Raw genomic sequence first — 17508 nt, 5'->3', positions numbered from 1 at the left:
GTCCATGGCGGCCGCCTATTGCCTAGCCGTGGCCGTGCTGCTGGTTCCCATCACCGGTCTGCAGCATGCAGGACAGGGCGGCACCGGCTGGCCCGGCCTGCTTGATCCGTTCGGCGCCCTGTCCATCGTCGACATCACCCGCTTCTGGACGCGCCAGGAACTGATGACCCGTCTTCCCGGCGGTGACTTCTGGATCAACCGGGTGCTGTGGCTTTGCCTGGCGGCCACCGCGCTGGCGGCGGCGCTGATCCGCTTCCGCTTTTCAACGGACGGTGGGCAGTGGCAACGGGTCTCACGCCCCCGACGCATGAAGCCGCCCACCATGAAGCCCGGTCCCCTCACGCGGCCCTTCGATACCGCCGGAACCTGGGCACAATTCCTGTCGCAGATGCGCATGGACCTGGGCGTGATCCTGCGCTCAGCCCCCTTTCATGTCGTCGCCCTTCTGATCATCGCCGCTTGTATCGACAGGTTCCAGGCGCCGTCGCCCATCGCCTATGACAGGCCGCAGCTACCCCTGACCAGCAATCTGGTGGGTTTCCTTGATACGGGGCTGTTCATGCAGATGGTGCTCGCCATCGCCTATCATGCCGGTCTGCTGACCCATCGTGACCGTCAGGCCCGTGTGGCGGATATCATCGATGCCTCTCCGGTGCGGACGGGAACCCTCGTGTTCGCCAAGCTGGCGGCCATGGTGTTCATGGTCATGGCCCTTCTCAGCACGGCGATCGGCACCTTCATGGTCCTGCAACTGGGACAGGGGTTTACTGACCTGCAGCCCGGCCTCTATCTGCAGGGCCTTTTCGTCTATGGCTTCAACCATTATGCGCTGATCGTGCCGGCGCTGCTCATCCATCTGCTGGTGGCGAACCGCTGGCTGGGTATGCTGCTGTTTCTTTTTGTCGTGGCGGCGACCGCCTCCCTGCGGGCCCTGGGCCTGGAAGACATCCTCTACAATATGCGGCTGGCCGCACTCCCTTATTCCGACATGAACGGTTTTGGACATTTCGCCCTGCGGCATCTGTCGCTCATGGCCTATTGGACGGCGATCATGACATTGCTGGCGATGGTGGCGGTCATGGTGGCACCGCGCGGCCACCGTACCGGGTGGCTGGGTGGCGGCCTGGCGCGGCTGACACCGTCCCTGCGGCTGGCCGGATGTCTGGCCCTGGCGGGTGTCATCGTCAGTGGTGGCTGGATTTACGATAATACCCACATCCTCAACCCGTACCTGACGGGCCGCGACCTAGAGGTGCGGGCCGCCGATTACGAACGGAAATATGGGCACTATGCGGATCTGCGCCTCCCGGTGCTGACCGCCCTGGATGTCGCGGTGGATTTCTTCCCCGCCCAGCGGCGCGTTGAAAGCCGGGGAACGATGGAGATTCAGAACCGGTCGGTAACGCCGATATCCACGCTGCTGCTGACCCTGAACCCGTTGCTCACCGTCGACAGTCTGGAACTTGACGGTGCGCGGCTGGTTGAAAGCGACGGGGTGCTGGGCGTGCGGCGCTATGAACTCGATACGCCGCTGCCCGCCGGCGGGACGATCACCGGGATGTGGCACTTTACCTGGCGCCATGACGGGTTCGTCAACGTGATCGACAGCAATGCCGTCGCCGGGAACGGCAGCAATGTCGAAGGGGAGGATATTCTGCCTGTGCTGGGTTATCTGCAGGGGCGGGCGCTTGACGATCCCGCCGCCCGCGCCCGGCAGGGTCTGCCGCCGGCCAAACTACTACCATCGCTTGACGACAGGGCGGCGCAGGACGATCCGGGAAACGCCTTTGCTCCCGCGCGCTTCACTGCCCTGCTGAGCACATCCGACGACCAGACGGCGGTGACATCGGGCAGGCTGACCGGTGAATGGCAGGCAGATGGTCGCCGCTATTTCCGCTATGAAGGGCTTTTCCCGATCTATCTGGCCTTTGCGTCGGCCCGTTATCAGGTACTGCGCGACAGGGTGAACGGGGTGACCCTGGAGCTGTTCCATGATCCCCGGCATGGCGGGTCGGCGGCCACGATCATGGAGACGATGAAGCGCGGCCTTGATTATTACAGCCGGGAATATGGCCCTTATCCCACGGATACGTTCCGGATCTTTGAGTATCCACGTTATTCCAAACGCGTCCATGCCATGGCGGCCGCAATCTCCTACCCTGAAACGGCCGGCTTCACGCTGGCGTTCCTACCCGGTCAGGCCGACATCGTCACCGGCCATGAACTGGCCCACATGTGGTGGGGCGGGCAGGTCCGCAGCCCGCGCATCCAGGGTCAGCAAGTCATCAACGAAGGCCTGGCCACCTTTTCCTCCTTCATGCTCGTCGAAGAAATGCAAGGACGGGAAGCCGCCCTTTCCTATGTGGCCCGCCAGCGTGACCAGTATCTCGACGGTTACAGCCGCGCGGTGCCGCCCGCCCGCCCGGTGATCCGGGCCCAGTCCTCGCTGGACGCCTATGGCAAGGCCAGCATCGCGCTTTACACGTTGCGTGATGTCATCGGGGCGGCACCGGTGAACAGCGCCCTCAAGGCCTTTCTCATCAAATATGGAAATCGCCCTCCACCCTTGCCGACGACCCGGGCGCTGGTCAGTGAACTGCGCGCCGTCGCCGGCCCCGAATATCAGCCGCTGATCACCGATCTGTTCGAGAAGATCACCTTTTACGATGTCGCCGTGACCAAGGTGGAAAGTCACAGGACGGCCGACGGCTATGCGTTGGGGATCAATGTGAACGGGCGCAAATTCCATGTCGACGACGCGGGCCTGGAATTCGCCGCACCCTTGCACGCGCCGTTCGATGTCGTTGTCTATGGGGACGATGGCCGGATATTACATGCCGGCAGGCATTGGCTGACCGACGGTGAGCAACATATCAATGTCACTGTCAAATCGCGCCCCCGTCGCGTTGCGGTCGATCCCAACGGCATGATGCTGGACCGCAAGCCGGACGACAATTCACATGGGCTCGACCCGGACCGGTGAGGCGGATGATTTTTGTATCTGCGGCGCAGGTCCGACATTGGAGAGCGACGCTGGTTCAATTCAAAGGCTGGATGCCAGATCGCGAAACGCACCACGCAGATAGCAATGTGCCGGATCGTCGGTGTTGCGTTCATGCCAGAACAGGTGCTCCTCCAGCGTGCCGATGGCCATCGGCACCTCGTAAATATTGAGGTTGAGGGGAGGGGCGAGGACCCGCGCAAGCTTGCGCTGAGCCGTGGCGATCAGGATGGTTCCAGGCAGCATGAACAGCATTGTGGCGAAGCCCAGCGCTGTCGATCCGATATTTGGTCGGAAATCGTGCGCCTTCCAGGCCCGTTCAACGATGGTGTCGACATTGGGTCCAAAATGCACGGCCGTGTGGGGCAGGCGGCGGTACAGGTCCTCCGTCAGGTCGCCGTTGATATCCGGGTGGTTGCGGTCGGCGATACAGACGAAATCGTCAGAGAATAACCATTCCCGGCGAATGAAATCGCCCGGACGGTAAAGGCCGTAAAGATCGGCCGAATGCGCGGTGATGACGAAATCCAGGTCGCCATGCTCCAGCGCCACGAAGCTCTGTTCAACCAGCGCCCGCACGTCCAGCGCGATCTGCGGTGCCTCGCGCGCCAGAAACCGCAGCAGTGGTGGCATGATGACGAAGGAGCCATAGTCGGAAATGGCGATGCGGAAGGTGCGAGCCGTGGTGCGCGGATCGAAGCGCGGCCGGTAGTTAAGGGCGCTTTCCACGGTCAGCAGGGCCTCCCGCACCGGCGCCACCAGCCCCTGCGCCAGGGGGGTCAGTTCCATCCGCCGCCCGACGCGCACCAGCAGCGGGTCGTCGAAATAATCCCGCAGCCGGCGCAATGACCCGCTCATTGCCTGCTGGGTGACATGCAGGTTTTCCGCCGCCCGCGTCACATTGCGCTCGCTCAGCAGCATATCCAGGACGCGCAGGAGGTTCAGGTCGAATTGAGCGAAGCGCATGTCGCGTCCTGACTGTCGACATTCATGATGGCCACCGGCCGCCACTATCCCGGATCACCGTAGACCGGTCAATCTGCAGAGATGAACCACAAGCAGCACTTGTGGCTCCCAATCGCCGATACGATTTCCCCGGTGAACAGTCCTGCCGCAAGCTCTCTTCAGAAACCGCGAATACAGCGGTAACCAGGAGAGGAAAAGTCATGAAGGGATCGGGATGGCGCCTTGGCGCCTCTGCGCTGGGTCTTGCCCTGGGGCTGGCAACACCGGCTGGTGCGCAGAGCCAGACAACCGCGCCGGATGATGTACCGGCAATGACCGGGCTTGAGGAAATCGTGGTGACGGCGCAGCGGCGGGCGGAAAACCTGCAGAAGGCCGCCATTCCGGTCTCCGCAGTTACCGGCGATCTGCTGATCACGGCCGGCGTGGCCGACGTCACCAGTCTGACCAAGATGGTGCCGGCCCTGGTGGTGCAGCCCTCGGTAGGCACGGCCACCAATTTCTATATCCGTGGTGTCGGCAGCTTCGCCGCCAACGCTTTTACCGAAAACCCCATCGCCTTCAATTTCGGCGGGGTTTATGTGGCCCGTCCGGCGGCCCCGCTCGGCACCTTCTATGATCTGGAACGGGTGGAGGTGCTGAAGGGACCACAGGGCACGCTTTATGGCCGCAATGCTACCGGTGGCGCCATCAATGTGCTGCCCGCCCGGCCGAAACTGGATGTGGTCAGCTTCGACCTGACGGCCGAATACGGGAATTACGACGCCAAGGCGCTGATGGGCGCGCTGAATGTGCCGCTGGGGGAAAAGGCGGCGCTGCGTGTCGCCGGCCAGGTCCGCGACCGCGATGGCTATCTCTCCGATGGCTACGATGACGAGAACGGTAAGGCGGGCCGCGCCTCGTTGCTGCTGGAACCGAACGACTGGCTGACGGCAACCATCGTGGCGGACTATTTCCACCAGGGTGGTCGGGGCGGCGGCGGCGTGCTGGTGCCGGGTCCGTTGACGCCGACAGCCCCCGATCCGAAGGACCGGATCGGGGGTGCCGACCCGCGCAGCCTGGCGGCGCTGGAGGCATCCTTCCCCGGCATGGTCAGCTCGGGCCGGGTGAACGGACCGCGCACCGACGGCTTTGTCGATAATGATTTCTGGGGCGTTGCCGGCACGTTCGAGGCCGACCTGGGTTTCGCCAGCCTGACGGTACTGCCGGCATATCGCGACACGCGGCCCGATTTCCTCGCCTATAATGGCGGCTACAGCACCCGCGTCGACGAGGTGGCCAAGCAGAAATCGCTGGAGATCCGGCTGGCCTCCGATGGCGGGGGGGCGTTCAATTATGTCGTCGGCGCCTATGTCTTCGACGAGAAGCAGACCGACCTGAATGATTTCAATCAGGGTCTGGTGCAGCGCACCACCTTCAGAACCGGGCTGCACAATGAAAGTGCCGCCGGCTTCGGTCAGGTGACATGGTCGCTGGTCGATGACCTGCGTCTGGTCGCCGGTGCCCGCTATACGAAGGAGCAGAAATCCCAGGACACGACCCTGACCACCACGTCCTTCGGCCAGGGTGTGACGTCGCATTTCGACGGGGATGCGGATTTCAACCGCTTCACCTGGAAGGCGGGCGTCGAATATGACCTGGCCGCACGTTCGCTGCTCTATGCCAATGTCGGCACCGGGTTCAAATCCGGCGGCTTCTTCATTGCGGCCCTGGATAACAGCTTCGCCCCGGAAAAGCTGACGGCCTATACGGTCGGCACCAAGAACCGTTTCCTGGACAACCGCCTGCAGGTGAATGCCGAGGCGTTCTACTGGGATTACAGCGACCAACAGGTCAATTATATCGGGCCCATCCGCACGTCGGCCACCACCTATGGCACGGGTCTGGTCACCACCAATGCCGGCAAGTCGCGAATGTACGGCCTGGATACGGAACTGGATTTCCAACTGACCCCGGATGACCGGCTGACCGCCGATATCCAGTATCTGAACGGCAAATACACCAAGTTCGACTATGTGGCCGTGTCGGCCAGTGGCGCCCCGCTGCGCCATGGCTGCAACGTCACCCCCACCAACAGCCCGCCACTGGCGGCGCCGGCCCGGCCCTTCATCGTCGATTGCTCCGGCAATCCCCAGATCAATTCGCCGAAATGGACGGTCAATCTGAGCTACACGCGCAGTTTCACGCTGCCTGCCGATTATGGTCTGGATGTCGGTATCCGTACCCGCATCGAATCCGGCCGATATCTGGCGACCGAATACCTGCCTGAACAGCACCAGAAATCCTACCGCAGCTCCGACCTTTACGCGACGTTGAACAGCCCCGGCGGCGACTGGTCGATGACCGGCTTCGTCAACAATCTGGAAGACCGGACGATCTATGCCGGGTCCAGCCTGCGGCCGGTCGTTCCCGCCGTCTACAACATCCTGCGCGCGCCCCGGACCTACGGGCTGCGGGCCAGCGTGCATTACTGACGGAGGCGTGCGATGCGCAAACTGATCCCGACCTTATTGGTGGCAGCCTTGCTGGCGTCCGCCCCGGTTCCCGCCGGAGCGGCGGGAACTGGCGAGGGTGTGGCCTTCGTCACGCTGGGCACCGGCGGGGGCCCGCGTGTGCAGGTGAAACGGTCGCAGCCGGCCAATGCGCTGGTGGTCGATGGTGCCGTCTATCTGTTCGATACCGGTGACGGCGTCCTGCGACAACTGGCGGCGGCCAGGCTGCCGCTTACGTCGGTGAAGGCGGTGTTTCTCTCCCATCTGCATATCGACCATGTCGGTGGGCTGGGGTCGTTCATCGCCAATCGCTGGGTCATGGCGGCCAGGGCGCCGATCCCGGTGATCGGGCCGCCCGGCACCGACCATATGGTGACCGGCATGGTCGCCGCCTTCGCCCCCACCGAACGGGCACCGCTGGGCCTGCCGGCCGATCCGCCGCTGATCGCCACGGTCCGGCCGCGCGATCTGGCACCCGGACTGGATACGCCAACGGTCATCTTCGATGACGGGGTGGTGAAGGTGACGGCGGTCACCAACAACCATTACAACGTTGCGCCCGGCGCTGCCGGTGCCGGGGAGCGATCCTATTCCTTCCGCATGGAGGCGAAGGGCCGCTCCATCGTCTTTACCGGCGATACCGGTCCGTCGGCCAAGGTGGAGGCCCTGGCCAAGGGCGCGGACCTGCTGGTCAGCGAGGTGATGGACCGTCCCGCCATCGCCCAGGCATTGCGCCAGATTCCCGGCCTGACCCCGGCCGCGATGGAGGGGCTGTTGCATCACATGGACGAGGATCATCTGACACCGGACACCGTGGGCCGTCTGGCGGCGCGGGCCGGGGTCGGGGCCGTCGTGCTGACCCATCTGGTGCCCGGTCTGGATAGCGAGACCACGGCCGATGGCTATGTCCGTGGCCTTTCCGACCAGTTCAAGGGGCCGGTGACGGTCGCCGACGATCTGGGCCGGTATTGACACACCTTCAAGGCGGGAGTTTTCCCATGGCCATCATCGGTATCCAATCATTGGTCTATGGCGTGGAGGACATCGACATCTCCGCGCGGTTTTTTGAGGATTTCGGCCTGCGTCCGGCCGATGGCGGCGAAAATCACCGCCGCTTCACCCTGCCCGAAGGCTCGCAGGTGGTGATCCGGCACCGCGATGACCCGCTGCTCCCCGCCTCGTCGCTGATCGGCGATGGCGTGCGGGAGGTGGTGTGGGGCGTGGACAGTCAGGCGGCGCTGCAGGCCCTGGTGGCTGACCTGTCGGGTGACCGTGTGGTGACGCCGGGTACGGACGGGGTGTTCCGCTTTGTCACCGATTTCGGTTTGGCCATGGGACTGGTCTTGTTCAGCAAGCTGCCGGTGATCTGCGCTCCTGACCCGGTCAACGCGCCGGGGCATGTCCGCCGGCTGAACCAGCATCGCAAATGGCGGCTGCGGGCCTATCCGCGGGGGATCGCGCATGTCGTCTTCGCCATTCCCGATTACGAGGCGGGATATGTCTTCATGCGCGACCGGCTGGGCTTTCGCCTGTCGGACGATCAGCGCGGCTTCGGCATGTACCTGCGCGCCGATGGCACAAACAACCACCATAACCTGCTGCTGCTGAACGCGTCGGCGCCGTTTCCCGGCATGGACGGCAAGCACCGGTTCCACCACGCGAATTTCGCGGTGGAGGATATTGACGAGATCATGGTGGGTGCCAATCACATGCTGCGCCAGGGGTGGGAGGCGTCGCATCTGGGTCTGGGCCGCCACCGTATCGACAGCGCGCTGTTCTACTATATCCCCTGCCCGGCCGGGGGGGAGGCCGAATATGGCGCTGACGGTGACTATGTGGACGATGCCTGGGTTCCGCGCCAATGGACCTCGCCTTTGTTCGCCTTCTCCCATTTCGTCCACAATCTGCCGCCCTTCCTGATGAACCCGCCGGCCTGGGGTTTCCACTACATCACCGGTATCGAGCCCAAGGAGGGGCACCATTGATGGCGGCCGTTTCGAATATCCTGGTCATCGGCGGCGGCATCGGCGGGCTGACGGCCGCCACCGCCCTGCGCCAGCAGGGCATCACCGTCGATCTGATCGAAAGCAAGCCCGATCTGGGCGTCTATGGCGTCGGCATCATACAGCCCAACAACACGTTGCGGGCGCTGGACCGGATCAGCCTGGCCCGGCGCTGCGTGGAGCTGGGCGCGGCCTATCCCGGCTGGCGTATGCATGACGTGGCCGGCACCTTCCTGTTCGACGCGCCCGCCACCGATGCGGCCGCACCCGGCCTGCCGCCCATCAATGGCATCACCCGCCCCCTGTTGCACAAGGTGCTGACCGACGGTGCCCGCGCGGCCGGCGCCACCATCCGGCTGGGCACGCGGGTAGAGACCCTGGATGACCGGGGTGATCACGTGCATGTCCGTTTCAGCGACGGGCGGGAAGGCGAATACGATCTGGTTGTCGGTTGCGACGGTGTCTATTCCGACACGCGCCACCGCCTGTTCGGTGACCATGTGCGCCCCCGCTATACCGGCCAGTGTGTCTGGCGCTACAACCTGCCGCGCCCGGCCAGCGTGGAATGGGGCGAGCTTTATTTCGGACCCGACAGCAAGGTCGGGCTGGTGCCCCTGTCGCCGGATCTGATGTACATGTTCGTGGTGACGCGGGAGCCGGAGAATTGCCGCTACCCCACCGCTGACCTGCCGGGAATGATGCGTGACCGGCTGGCGGCCTATGGTGGCCGGATCGCGGAACTGGCGGCGCTGATCACCGATCCCGCCGCCGTGGTGTTGCGGCCGCTGGAAAACCTGCTGTTGCCGGCGCCCTGGCACAAGGGTCGTACGCTGATCATCGGTGATGCCGCCCACGCTACCACACCGCATCTGGCCCAGGGTGCGGCCATGGCTATCGAGGATGCCGTGTTGCTGGCCGAACTGCTGGGCCGGGAGGCACCGGTATCCGCCCTGCTGGATGAATTCATGGCCCGCCGGTTCGACCGTGCCCGGTTCGTGGTGGAAAGCTCGGCGCAGATCCTGGCCTGGGAGATGGAGGAATGGAACGGCATCCACAATCCCGACGCCAAGCCGGGTCAGCTTCTGCACGAGGCGACCTTGGCGCTGATGGAGCCCTACTGAGATGAAGAACAAGGTCATCATCAGTTGCGCCGTCACCGGATCGGCCCACACGCCGACCATGTCGGACGCGCTGCCCGTCACCCCGGCGGAAATATCCGCGCAGGCCATCGATGCCGCCAAGGCCGGGGCCGCCATCCTGCATCTGCATGCCCGCGTGCCCGAGGATGGGCGGCCGACGGGCGACCCCGACATCTATGCCCGCTTCCTGCCCGTCATCCGCCAGGCGACCGACGCCGTGGTCAACATCACCACCGGTGGCTCTGCCACCATGGCGCTGTCCGACCGGCTGGCCGCGGCCCGGCGCTTCCGGCCGGAAATGTGCTCCCTCAACATGGGGTCGCTAAACTTCGCGTTCTTCCCGGCAGCCCGGCGCATCGACACCTGGAAACATGCCTGGGAGCGGGATTACGTCGTTAATTCCGACGATTACATCTTCCGCAACACATTCCGCGACATCGCCACGATCCTTGAGACGCTGGACGAGGCCGGCACAAGGTTTGAGCATGAATGCTACGATGTCGGGCATCTCTACAACCTTGCCCATTTTGTGGACCGGGGATTGGTGAAGCCGCCCTTCTTCGTGCAGATGATCTTCGGCATCCTGGGCGGCATCGGCCCTGATCTGGATAATCTGCTGTTCATGAAGCGCACGGCCGACCGGCTGTTCGGCGAAACAAACTATCGCTGGTCGGTTCTGGCCGCCGGGCGGCATCAGATGGCTTTCCTGACCCAGGCCGCCCTGCTGGGTGGGCATGTGCGTGTCGGGCTGGAGGACAGCCTGTTCATTGAGCGCGGGCAACTGGCCGTATCCAACGCCCAGCAGGTGGAAAAGATCGTGCGCATCCTGGCCGAAATGGGCCTGGAACCGGCCACGCCGGCAGAAGCGCGGCAGATGCTGGCCCTGAAGGGCGGCGACAGGGTGGAGTTCTGAGCATGGCAAGACGCATCATCGATCTGTCGATCTATCTGGAGAACGACGTCGTCTCCGACCCGCCAATCTTCAAGCCGGAGATCGAATATATCGATCATAAGCAATCCGTCCCCGATCTGGCCGGCTTCTTCCCCGGTCTTGAGGGGGAAGACCTGCCCGATGGCGAGGCCTGGGCCATCGAACGGATCAAGCTGATCACCCATAACGGCACGCATCTGGATGCGCCCTATCATTATGCCTCCACCATGAATGGCGGCGAACGGGCCATCACCATTGATGAGGTGCCACTGGACTGGTGCTTCCAACCGGGGGTGAAGCTGGATTTCCGGCATTTCCCCGATGGCTATGTCGTCACTGCTGCCGATGTGGAGGCGGAACTGGCCCGCATTGGCCATACGCTGTCGCCGCTGGAGATCGTGGTGGTGAACACTGCCGCCGGCGCGCGTTACGGCCAGGAAGGCTATGTCACCGCCGGCTGCGGCATGGGGTACGAGGCGACCATGTATCTGCTGGAACAGGGCGTGCGCCTGACCGGCACGGATGGGTGGAGCTGGGACGCCCCCTTCGTCCATACGCGCCAGCGCTATCTGGAGAGCAAGGACCCTTCGATCATCTGGGAGGGGCACAAGGCCGGGCGCGATATCGGCTATTGCCACCTGGAAAAGCTGCACAATCTGGAGACGCTGCCCGCCACCGGTTTCACCCTGGCCTGCTTCCCTGTGAAGATCCGGGCCGCGTCGGCCGGCTGGACCCGCGCCGTCGCCATCTTCGATGACGCGCCGCTGCCCTGACCACACCGGCGAACCTGAGGAAGAAACTGCCATGTATGAACCGTTCCCCGGCAATTACGTCTGGAATCTGTCGGTCAATATCTGCATCGCTATGGGCGGCGCCATGGGGGAGATGGAGCAAGCCAATGCCCTGGTGCGTGCCATCGCCGCCGAGGGGGAGGACAAGGGCACCGAAGCCCTCTTCGAAAGCTGGGGCGCCATGGCCGATCGGGTCCGTACCCTGGGCGAGGAGGCGGAAGCCGCCGGCCATGGTCTCAGTGCTGCTGAGAAATATTGCCGCGCCACCGCCTATTATATGACGGCCGAGCGTATGCAGAGCCGGCATTACGCCCCGCGCCGGGCCATGTATTCCCGGATGCTGGACACGATGACACGCGCCATCAAGGTGGGCGGCCTGAAGTGTGAACGGGTGGAAATCCCGTATGGCGATACCAGCTTCCCCGCCCTGTTCGTACAGGGAGAGGGGGAGGGGCCGCGGCCCTGCATGGTGTTCTGCAACGGGCTGGATAGCGTGAAGGAGATGATCTACCTGTCCGTTCGTGACAGTTTCGCGGTGCGGGGCATCTCCCTGCTGCTGGTCGATCAGCCCGGTGTGGGCGAGGCGCTGCGCCTGAAGGGCCTGCCCGCCATCGTGGAGGCGGAACGCTGGGCCGGTGCTGCCGTGGATTATCTGGAGACGCGGGCCGATGTCGATCATGATCGCATCGGCATGATGGGCTGGTCACTGGGCGGCTATTATGCTCCGCGCGCCGCCTGCTATGAGAAGCGGTTCAAGCTTTGCGTGGCCTGGGGCGCCAACCATGATTGGGGCGAATTGCAGCGCCGCCGCCTGGCGCGGGAGGGCGACCGCCCCGTGCCCCATTACTGGGATCACGTCATGTGGGTCTGGGGCAAGGCGGACCTGGATGATTTTATGGCGTTCGTGCCCCAGGTGACACTGCGCGGGCACATCGCCAACATGACGGTTCCCTTCCTGATCACCCATGGCGTCGGGGATCGGCAGATCCCGCTGGAATATGCCCGTCAGTGCCATGAGCAGGCGGTGAACAGCCCGCACCGGGAGTTGAAACTCTTCACCGACCGCGAAGGCGGCGTGGAGCATGTCAGTGCCGACAACATGGAACCGGTGCGCAGCTATATCGCCGACTGGGTGGCTGACTGGTTCGCCCGGATGACGGCGTGAACGGGGGCGGAAGGTCCGACCGTCGGGGTGTTCCGGTCCTCAGAAGCGAACCTTCCAACACAGGTGCCCGGGATCTCCGTTCACAAATTCATCCCCGGCTCCCATTTGGTTCGACAACGGACGCGCGGGAAGGGAAGGGCGTTTCCAACCTTGCCGTCGTCAACGTGACCGCGCCAGGACCAGGGCCGCCGCCATGGCCAGCAGGATCAGCGGTACGATGGCCAGCAGCACCGTATCCACCGGCAATTGTGCCGTCAGCAGTGCGCCGGCCATCAGCGGCCCCGCGACGGAGCCGAGCCGGCCCATTCCAACCAGGAAGCCGACACCGGTGCCGCGCACCGCGGCCGGATAAAGCTCCGCCGCGCGGGCGTATAGCAGGAAGCCGCCGCCGCTGAGAAAGAAACCCGCCCCCGCACCGGCAAGGCTTGCCAGCGCGATATTGTAGCCGACGAGCGTAAGGCCGATGACGCTGGCCGCCATGCCGATCCAGGTCCCGGCGTAGAGTAGCCCGCGCCGGCGCGCGCGTACCAGCAGGCCGAACACGAAGCCACTGGCCGCGCCGCCCACGGTCAAGGCCATCGTGACCTTGGAGGCATCGGGCTTCAGGAAACCCTTGCCCACCATCAGTGACGGCAGCCAGTTGATCAGCAGGTACAAGGCCAGGGAGGTCAGGAAGGCGCCGACCCACAGCATCAGGGTCGGGACCATACGGCCATCACCGGCAAAGGCCGACCTGAGGTCGTGGCTCCCGCCCCTGGCCGGTTCGGCCCGGAAACTGCCGGATTCCGGCAAGGTGGCCAGCATCAGCGCCGCCACCAGCAAGGGTGCCAGCCCGCCAATCCAGAAGATGGCCTGCCAGCTCAGATCCGGCTGGGCCACGGTCAGGGCGCCTGCGATGAAGCCGCCCAGCGGCATGGAGGAGCCCAGCATGGTGACGCGCATGGCCACCTGTCCCTGCGGGCTGGATTCCGCCGTCAGGGTCAGCAGGATAGGCAGGGCGCCGCCCAGCCCCAGGCCGGTCAGCAGCCGCATCAGCAGCAAGGTGTCGGTGTCGGGTGCCAGCGCTGTGCCGATGCTGAACAGACCGAAACAGGTGATGGAGCCGATAACGGTCCAGCGCCTGCCAATCCTGTCGGACAAAAGCCCGCCCAGAATGGCCCCGACAAACAGGCCCAGCGCACTGGCCGCGAAAACCTGGCCCAGTTCATCGGCGGCCAGTTGGAAGACGGGCGCGAATTTGGGTGCTGCGATCCCGGCGGACAGCAGGTCGAACCCTTCGCACAGGCCCGCGATGAAGCACAGCAGGAAGACGCGGGTTGCGGGAAGGACGGCCGGTGCGGTCACTGTCGTCATGATTGCCCGTGCCCTCCGGCCTGCGTCGCGCGGCGACGGGCCATCTTGACCACCAGATTGTCGGCGATGCCCGGCCGCGACCAGGGGCAGACGGCCAGACAGATGGCGCAGCCGGCATTTTCCGCAAAGAACGGGATGCATTTGTCGAAATCGACATACCAGCGCTCGGCCCCGCGCACCCATTGCTTGGTATCGGTGATGGCGTCGGGCGGGCAGGCATCCTCGCAGATGCGGCAGTTCAGGCAGAAATCATCAGACCCGAACACATCCTGGTCGTTGAAGACCAATGGCATGTCCGTTGTCACGCCGGCCAGGCGCAGGTTGGCGCCATAGGTGCGGTTGATCAGGGAACCGTGCTTGCCCAACTCCCCCAGCCCCGCATCGATGGCCGGCGGGATCAGCAAAAGGGCGTCGGCCCGCGGGCCTGGATAGGGATAGGCGTTGAAGCCCTGGCTGCGGATCCAGTTCGCCAGCTTGTACGAGGCGCGGGTGCAGCGGGCATATTGGCGCCCCACCTCCGCGATGCCCTTGCCGTTGGCAGGGGAGGAGGGAACCTGCTTCAGATTGTCGTAATCATGGGCAAAGCCCAGCATGACGACGTTCGGCACGTCGATGTCATAGCCTTCGACAATGTAATGTTCCTTGACCGTCGTGGCACCGAAAAGGTCGCTTTCATTGGCCAGCGCGAATTCCCGGGCAAGGGCGGTCCATTCCGCGGCGGTACGCTCCGCCCGTTCCGGATTGACCGGCACCAGGGCCGGATAGTTGCGGGCAGCCGCGAATTCATCCACCGCTTCCTGCGTGCAGCGGCAGCCGTCGCTGGCCAGCTGCTGCAACGTGCCGAAAGGGTGCTGGGTGGGCGGATGCCAGAAGAAGGGGGAGGCCTTGCGGAATGCAGTCTCTCCCTGGCCGTTCAGCACATTGCCCGACACGCCGGGCGGCCAGGCGGCCTGCACGGCGGGGCCGGGCTGATAGGTCTTTTCTTTCCGACGCGCCATATCTCGCCCCCTCAGAAGCTTTTGGAAACGCGGACACCAACCTCGCGCGGTGCCAGCGGCACAACGAACACATCGCCCCCCAGCAGCGGGTCGCTGGAGACGTAGCTGTAGTCGAAACTATCGAACAGGTTGTTGACATAACCGGTCACGCGCAGCCCCTCCTCCTTCATGGCCAGGGTCAGGCTGACATTGACCCGGTCATAGTCCGGTGCGGTCAACTGGTCGCGGGCAAAGGAGCGGCGGGTATTGTCCTGGAAGGTGATATCGTCCACGAAACGGTATTCGGCAAACGCCTCCAGCCCCATCCGGGCCGACAATTCATGGCGATAGAGCATTGTGGCCGCCAGGGTCAGCTTGGGCACATTCTCGAACGCCTTCCCGCTCATGTCGAAAATGTCGGTGGCGGAAAACGCGCGCACGAAATCGTCCAGTACCCCGTCGGAATAGGAGAAGGCGCCGCCGAATTCCAGGTTGCGGCTGGGCCGCAGCCCGATCTCTCCCTCCACCCCGTTGACATGGCTCCGTGACGCGGTATCGATCACGGTGATCGGCACCGGCCCGCCGCGCGGATCGGGGATCACATTGTTCATCTGCTGGTTCCTGATGTCGATGTGATAGGCGGCCAGGTTCAGCGTGAGGCGCCGGTCGAACAGGGTGGACTTAAGGCCGATCTCGTAATTGTCAGAGGTTTCTTCCTTGTAGTTCAGGTTGGTGGCCTGTCCGGGATAGCGCTCCACCCCGCCAGCCTTCCAGCCCTGCGCATAGGTGGCGTAGACCTGCATGTCCTGTGTCAGCTTCCAGGAGGCCGACCCCATCCAGGAGATATTGTCGAAACTGGGATGCCCATCGCGCAGCAGCGGCTGGGTGCGGTTGACCGGCGCGCCGAAGACGGAGACGCGCTGGCCCGTGCCGTCAACATCCTCCCTGGAATAGCGCAGGCCCGCCGTCAGTTCCAGCCGCGCCACAGGGCGATAGCTGGCCTGGCCGAAGACGGCATGGCCTTCGCGTTCATCCCGGTAATCGTCATAGATGTAGAGCGAGGCGGGAAGGGTGACGGCTACGCGCGGCCCCACCTCGCGCTGGCGGGTCTGATTCTGCGCCTGGGTGAAATAGTACGCCCCGGCCAGCCAGTTCAGCTTCTCCCCGGTGCCTTCCAGGCGCAGTTCCTGGCTCTTGAAGGTCTGGTCGACCTGGGCCGCCAGGAAGGCGCCGCGAACGACAACTGGCAACGTTGTCAGTGGGGCGTAGGCTGGCAGAGTTTCCGTGCCCATGGCGGTAATCCGGCTGTCCATGTCGGCGTAATTGTCGCTGTCGGAATAGCGGTAGCCGGTGATGGAGGTCAGCGTCAGCGCATCGTTGATCGTGTAGACGGCATTCAACTGCACGCCATGATTGGTCTTGGCATCGGGTTCGTCCTGATCGATCTGGCTGCGCTTGTGGTCTCCGGCGAGCCGCACACCGCGCACCATCTCGTTATAGTCGCTGTGGCTGCTGTCGGCGATCAGGGTCAGTTCCAGCGGCTCGGCCGGCAGCCAGCGCAGCACGCCGCGCACGGCCCGCTGTTCATACTTGTTCTGGTGCTGGTCAAGGATGTCATTATCGATATAGCCGTCGGAACGGGCAAAGCCGGCGCTGATCCCGGCATAGAGCCCATCGGCGATCTGTCCATCAAGGGCTGCCTTTGCCCGTACCGTCCGGAAGCTGCCGACATCCAGGCCCAGCCGGCCGCGTGCCTGATCCCCCGGTTTATGAGAGACGATGTTGACGGCCCCGCCCTGGGTGTTGCGGCCGAACAGCGTGCCCTGCGGTCCGCGCAGCACCTCGATCCGCTCCACGTCCAGGAAAGCCGTATCGAAGCCGATCTGCGGCTGGTACATGCCGTCGATGAACACGCCCACCGCCGGCTCTAGCCCGGCATTGAAGCCGATTCCACGCATGGTGAGATAGGCCAGGTCGTTGGTGTTGTTCACGCTGCCGGGAGCGGTAAACAGGCCGGGGACCTGGGCGTAGAGGCCGTTAACATCCTGGATGTTCTGCTGTTCAAGTATAGTACCGCTAACAGCGCTTATCGACAAGGGAACGTCCTGTAGCACCTCCGCACGCTTGCGGGCCGTGACGATGATCTCTGTCACGGACTCACCAGCTTGTGTTTCTGCGGGATTTGGCGATACGGTCTGGGCGAACGCCGGCGAGGCAAGCAAAATCGCGGACATAAGTCCGTATTGGAGCAAGGCGCTCCGGTTATTCAAAATCATTTTATTTCCCGACTGGTGTTTCCCAGATTCTCCCGTCGGAAAGCTTAGCGATGTGTTTTTAACTTCGCAATGACAAAGGTTTTATCAATAAAGTATTTCCTCAACATTGTGAGGGTAGCGGCAGCACGGTGTCAGAGGCTAAGGGGGCTGGCGTTTCTCCAATCCTGCATCACTTAAGTGCCAAGGTGATGATAACGTTGTCACACTTATAGTGCAAGGGGGCGACGATTTCGGCCCTGCGTCGCCGGTCTGCGCGGCACGACTGTGATACCGACAGCGTTGCCGAGCGCGCGGGTTCGTCTACGGCTAGCCCATGGCTGAGGATGGGGAACCCTGGAAGGCCGGGATTGTTGCACTTGCGGATATGGATCGGGAGTTTGGCTATGGCGCCGCATGCAAGCTGGAACGGTGTTCTGC

12 protein-coding genes are annotated in these 17508 nt (G+C 63.8%); 8 read left to right on the top strand and 4 right to left on the bottom strand.

Going from position 1 to position 17508, the window contains the following annotated elements; genetic code table 11:
• The coding region (locus tag KBA48_RS26850) for a hypothetical protein (protein ID WP_292911767.1) at window positions 1-2983 on the top strand (2983 nt) is incomplete at its 5' end.
• A gap of 60 nt (window positions 2984-3043) precedes the next feature.
• On the opposite strand, the gene KBA48_RS26845 is transcribed toward KBA48_RS26850, so the two are convergent.
• The gene (locus KBA48_RS26845) at window positions 3044-3967 is read right to left on the bottom strand and encodes a LysR family transcriptional regulator (RefSeq protein ID WP_292911766.1); all 924 of its coding nucleotides are present in this window, start codon (window positions 3965-3967) and stop codon (window positions 3044-3046) included.
• A gap of 200 nt (window positions 3968-4167) precedes the next feature.
• Here KBA48_RS26845 and KBA48_RS26840 point away from each other — a divergent pair, with 200 nt between their 5' ends.
• From KBA48_RS26840 to KBA48_RS26810, 7 genes are read left to right on the top strand one after another with little or no spacing between them, the layout of a single operon-like run.
• Window positions 4168-6438, top strand: coding sequence for a TonB-dependent receptor (locus tag KBA48_RS26840; protein WP_292911765.1), 2271 nt, complete (start codon window positions 4168-4170; stop codon window positions 6436-6438).
• 12 nt (window positions 6439-6450) lie between these two features.
• Window positions 6451-7428: an MBL fold metallo-hydrolase gene (locus KBA48_RS26835; protein WP_292911764.1), complete on the top strand. Its 978-nt coding sequence runs from the start codon at window positions 6451-6453 to the stop codon at window positions 7426-7428.
• 26 nt (window positions 7429-7454) lie between these two features.
• On the top strand, window positions 7455-8441 hold the full coding sequence (locus KBA48_RS26830) for a VOC family protein (protein WP_292911763.1): 987 nt from the start codon (window positions 7455-7457) through the stop codon (window positions 8439-8441).
• Entirely contained in the window at window positions 8441-9580 is a 1140-nt protein-coding gene (locus KBA48_RS26825) for an FAD-dependent oxidoreductase (RefSeq protein WP_292911762.1), read from the top strand. The genes KBA48_RS26830 and KBA48_RS26825 overlap by 1 nt, the downstream gene beginning before the upstream one ends.
• 1 nt (window position 9581) lies before the next feature.
• The gene (locus KBA48_RS26820) at window positions 9582-10511 is read left to right on the top strand and encodes a 3-keto-5-aminohexanoate cleavage protein (protein WP_292911761.1); all 930 of its coding nucleotides are present in this window, start codon (window positions 9582-9584) and stop codon (window positions 10509-10511) included.
• A gap of 2 nt (window positions 10512-10513) precedes the next feature.
• Window positions 10514-11302, top strand: a complete 789-nt coding sequence (locus KBA48_RS26815) for a cyclase family protein (protein WP_292911760.1) — start codon at window positions 10514-10516, stop codon at window positions 11300-11302.
• A gap of 31 nt (window positions 11303-11333) precedes the next feature.
• Window positions 11334-12485, top strand: a complete 1152-nt coding sequence (locus KBA48_RS26810) for an alpha/beta hydrolase (protein WP_292911759.1) — start codon at window positions 11334-11336, stop codon at window positions 12483-12485.
• A 159-nt stretch (window positions 12486-12644) separates the two neighbouring features.
• On the opposite strand, the gene KBA48_RS26805 is transcribed toward KBA48_RS26810, so the two are convergent.
• From KBA48_RS26805 to KBA48_RS26795, 3 genes are read right to left on the bottom strand one after another with little or no spacing between them, the layout of a single operon-like run.
• Window positions 12645-13838: an MFS transporter gene (locus tag KBA48_RS26805; protein ID WP_292911758.1), complete on the bottom strand. Its 1194-nt coding sequence runs from the start codon at window positions 13836-13838 to the stop codon at window positions 12645-12647.
• A complete protein-coding gene (locus KBA48_RS26800; protein WP_292911757.1) occupies window positions 13835-14836 on the bottom strand; it encodes a 4Fe-4S dicluster domain-containing protein in 1002 nt (333 codons plus the stop codon). Before KBA48_RS26800 ends, KBA48_RS26805 begins: the two co-directional genes overlap by 4 nt.
• A gap of 11 nt (window positions 14837-14847) precedes the next feature.
• Window positions 14848-16968 (bottom strand): TonB-dependent receptor, encoded by a 2121-nt coding sequence (locus KBA48_RS26795; RefSeq protein ID WP_292911756.1) that lies wholly within the window; start codon window positions 16966-16968, stop codon window positions 14848-14850.
• Between the last annotated feature and the right edge of the window lie 540 nt (window positions 16969-17508).

The sequence above is a fragment of the Niveispirillum sp. genome (genome assembly GCF_017996735.1).
Classification (GTDB): domain Bacteria; phylum Pseudomonadota; class Alphaproteobacteria; order Azospirillales; family Azospirillaceae; genus Niveispirillum.
The sequence above is the reverse complement of the archived record's forward strand: the minus strand, read 5'-3'. Positions and strand labels throughout refer to the sequence as shown.

What these genes read in the sequence shown, in the direction of transcription:
- KBA48_RS26845 (WP_292911766.1), bottom strand. Translation starts at nt 3,967, where the DNA reads ATGCGCTTCGCTCAATTCGACCTGAACCTCCTGCGCGTCCTGGATATG.
- KBA48_RS26840 (WP_292911765.1), top strand. Translation starts at nt 4,168, where the DNA reads ATGAAGGGATCGGGATGGCGCCTTGGCGCCTCTGCGCTGGGTCTTGCC.
- KBA48_RS26835 (WP_292911764.1), top strand. Translation starts at nt 6,451, where the DNA reads ATGCGCAAACTGATCCCGACCTTATTGGTGGCAGCCTTGCTGGCGTCC.
- KBA48_RS26830 (WP_292911763.1), top strand. Translation starts at nt 7,455, where the DNA reads ATGGCCATCATCGGTATCCAATCATTGGTCTATGGCGTGGAGGACATC.
- KBA48_RS26825 (WP_292911762.1), top strand. Translation starts at nt 8,441, where the DNA reads ATGGCGGCCGTTTCGAATATCCTGGTCATCGGCGGCGGCATCGGCGGG.
- KBA48_RS26820 (WP_292911761.1), top strand. Translation starts at nt 9,582, where the DNA reads ATGAAGAACAAGGTCATCATCAGTTGCGCCGTCACCGGATCGGCCCAC.
- KBA48_RS26815 (WP_292911760.1), top strand. Translation starts at nt 10,514, where the DNA reads ATGGCAAGACGCATCATCGATCTGTCGATCTATCTGGAGAACGACGTC.
- KBA48_RS26810 (WP_292911759.1), top strand. Translation starts at nt 11,334, where the DNA reads ATGTATGAACCGTTCCCCGGCAATTACGTCTGGAATCTGTCGGTCAAT.
- KBA48_RS26805 (WP_292911758.1), bottom strand. Translation starts at nt 13,838, where the DNA reads ATGACGACAGTGACCGCACCGGCCGTCCTTCCCGCAACCCGCGTCTTC.
- KBA48_RS26800 (WP_292911757.1), bottom strand. Translation starts at nt 14,836, where the DNA reads ATGGCGCGTCGGAAAGAAAAGACCTATCAGCCCGGCCCCGCCGTGCAG.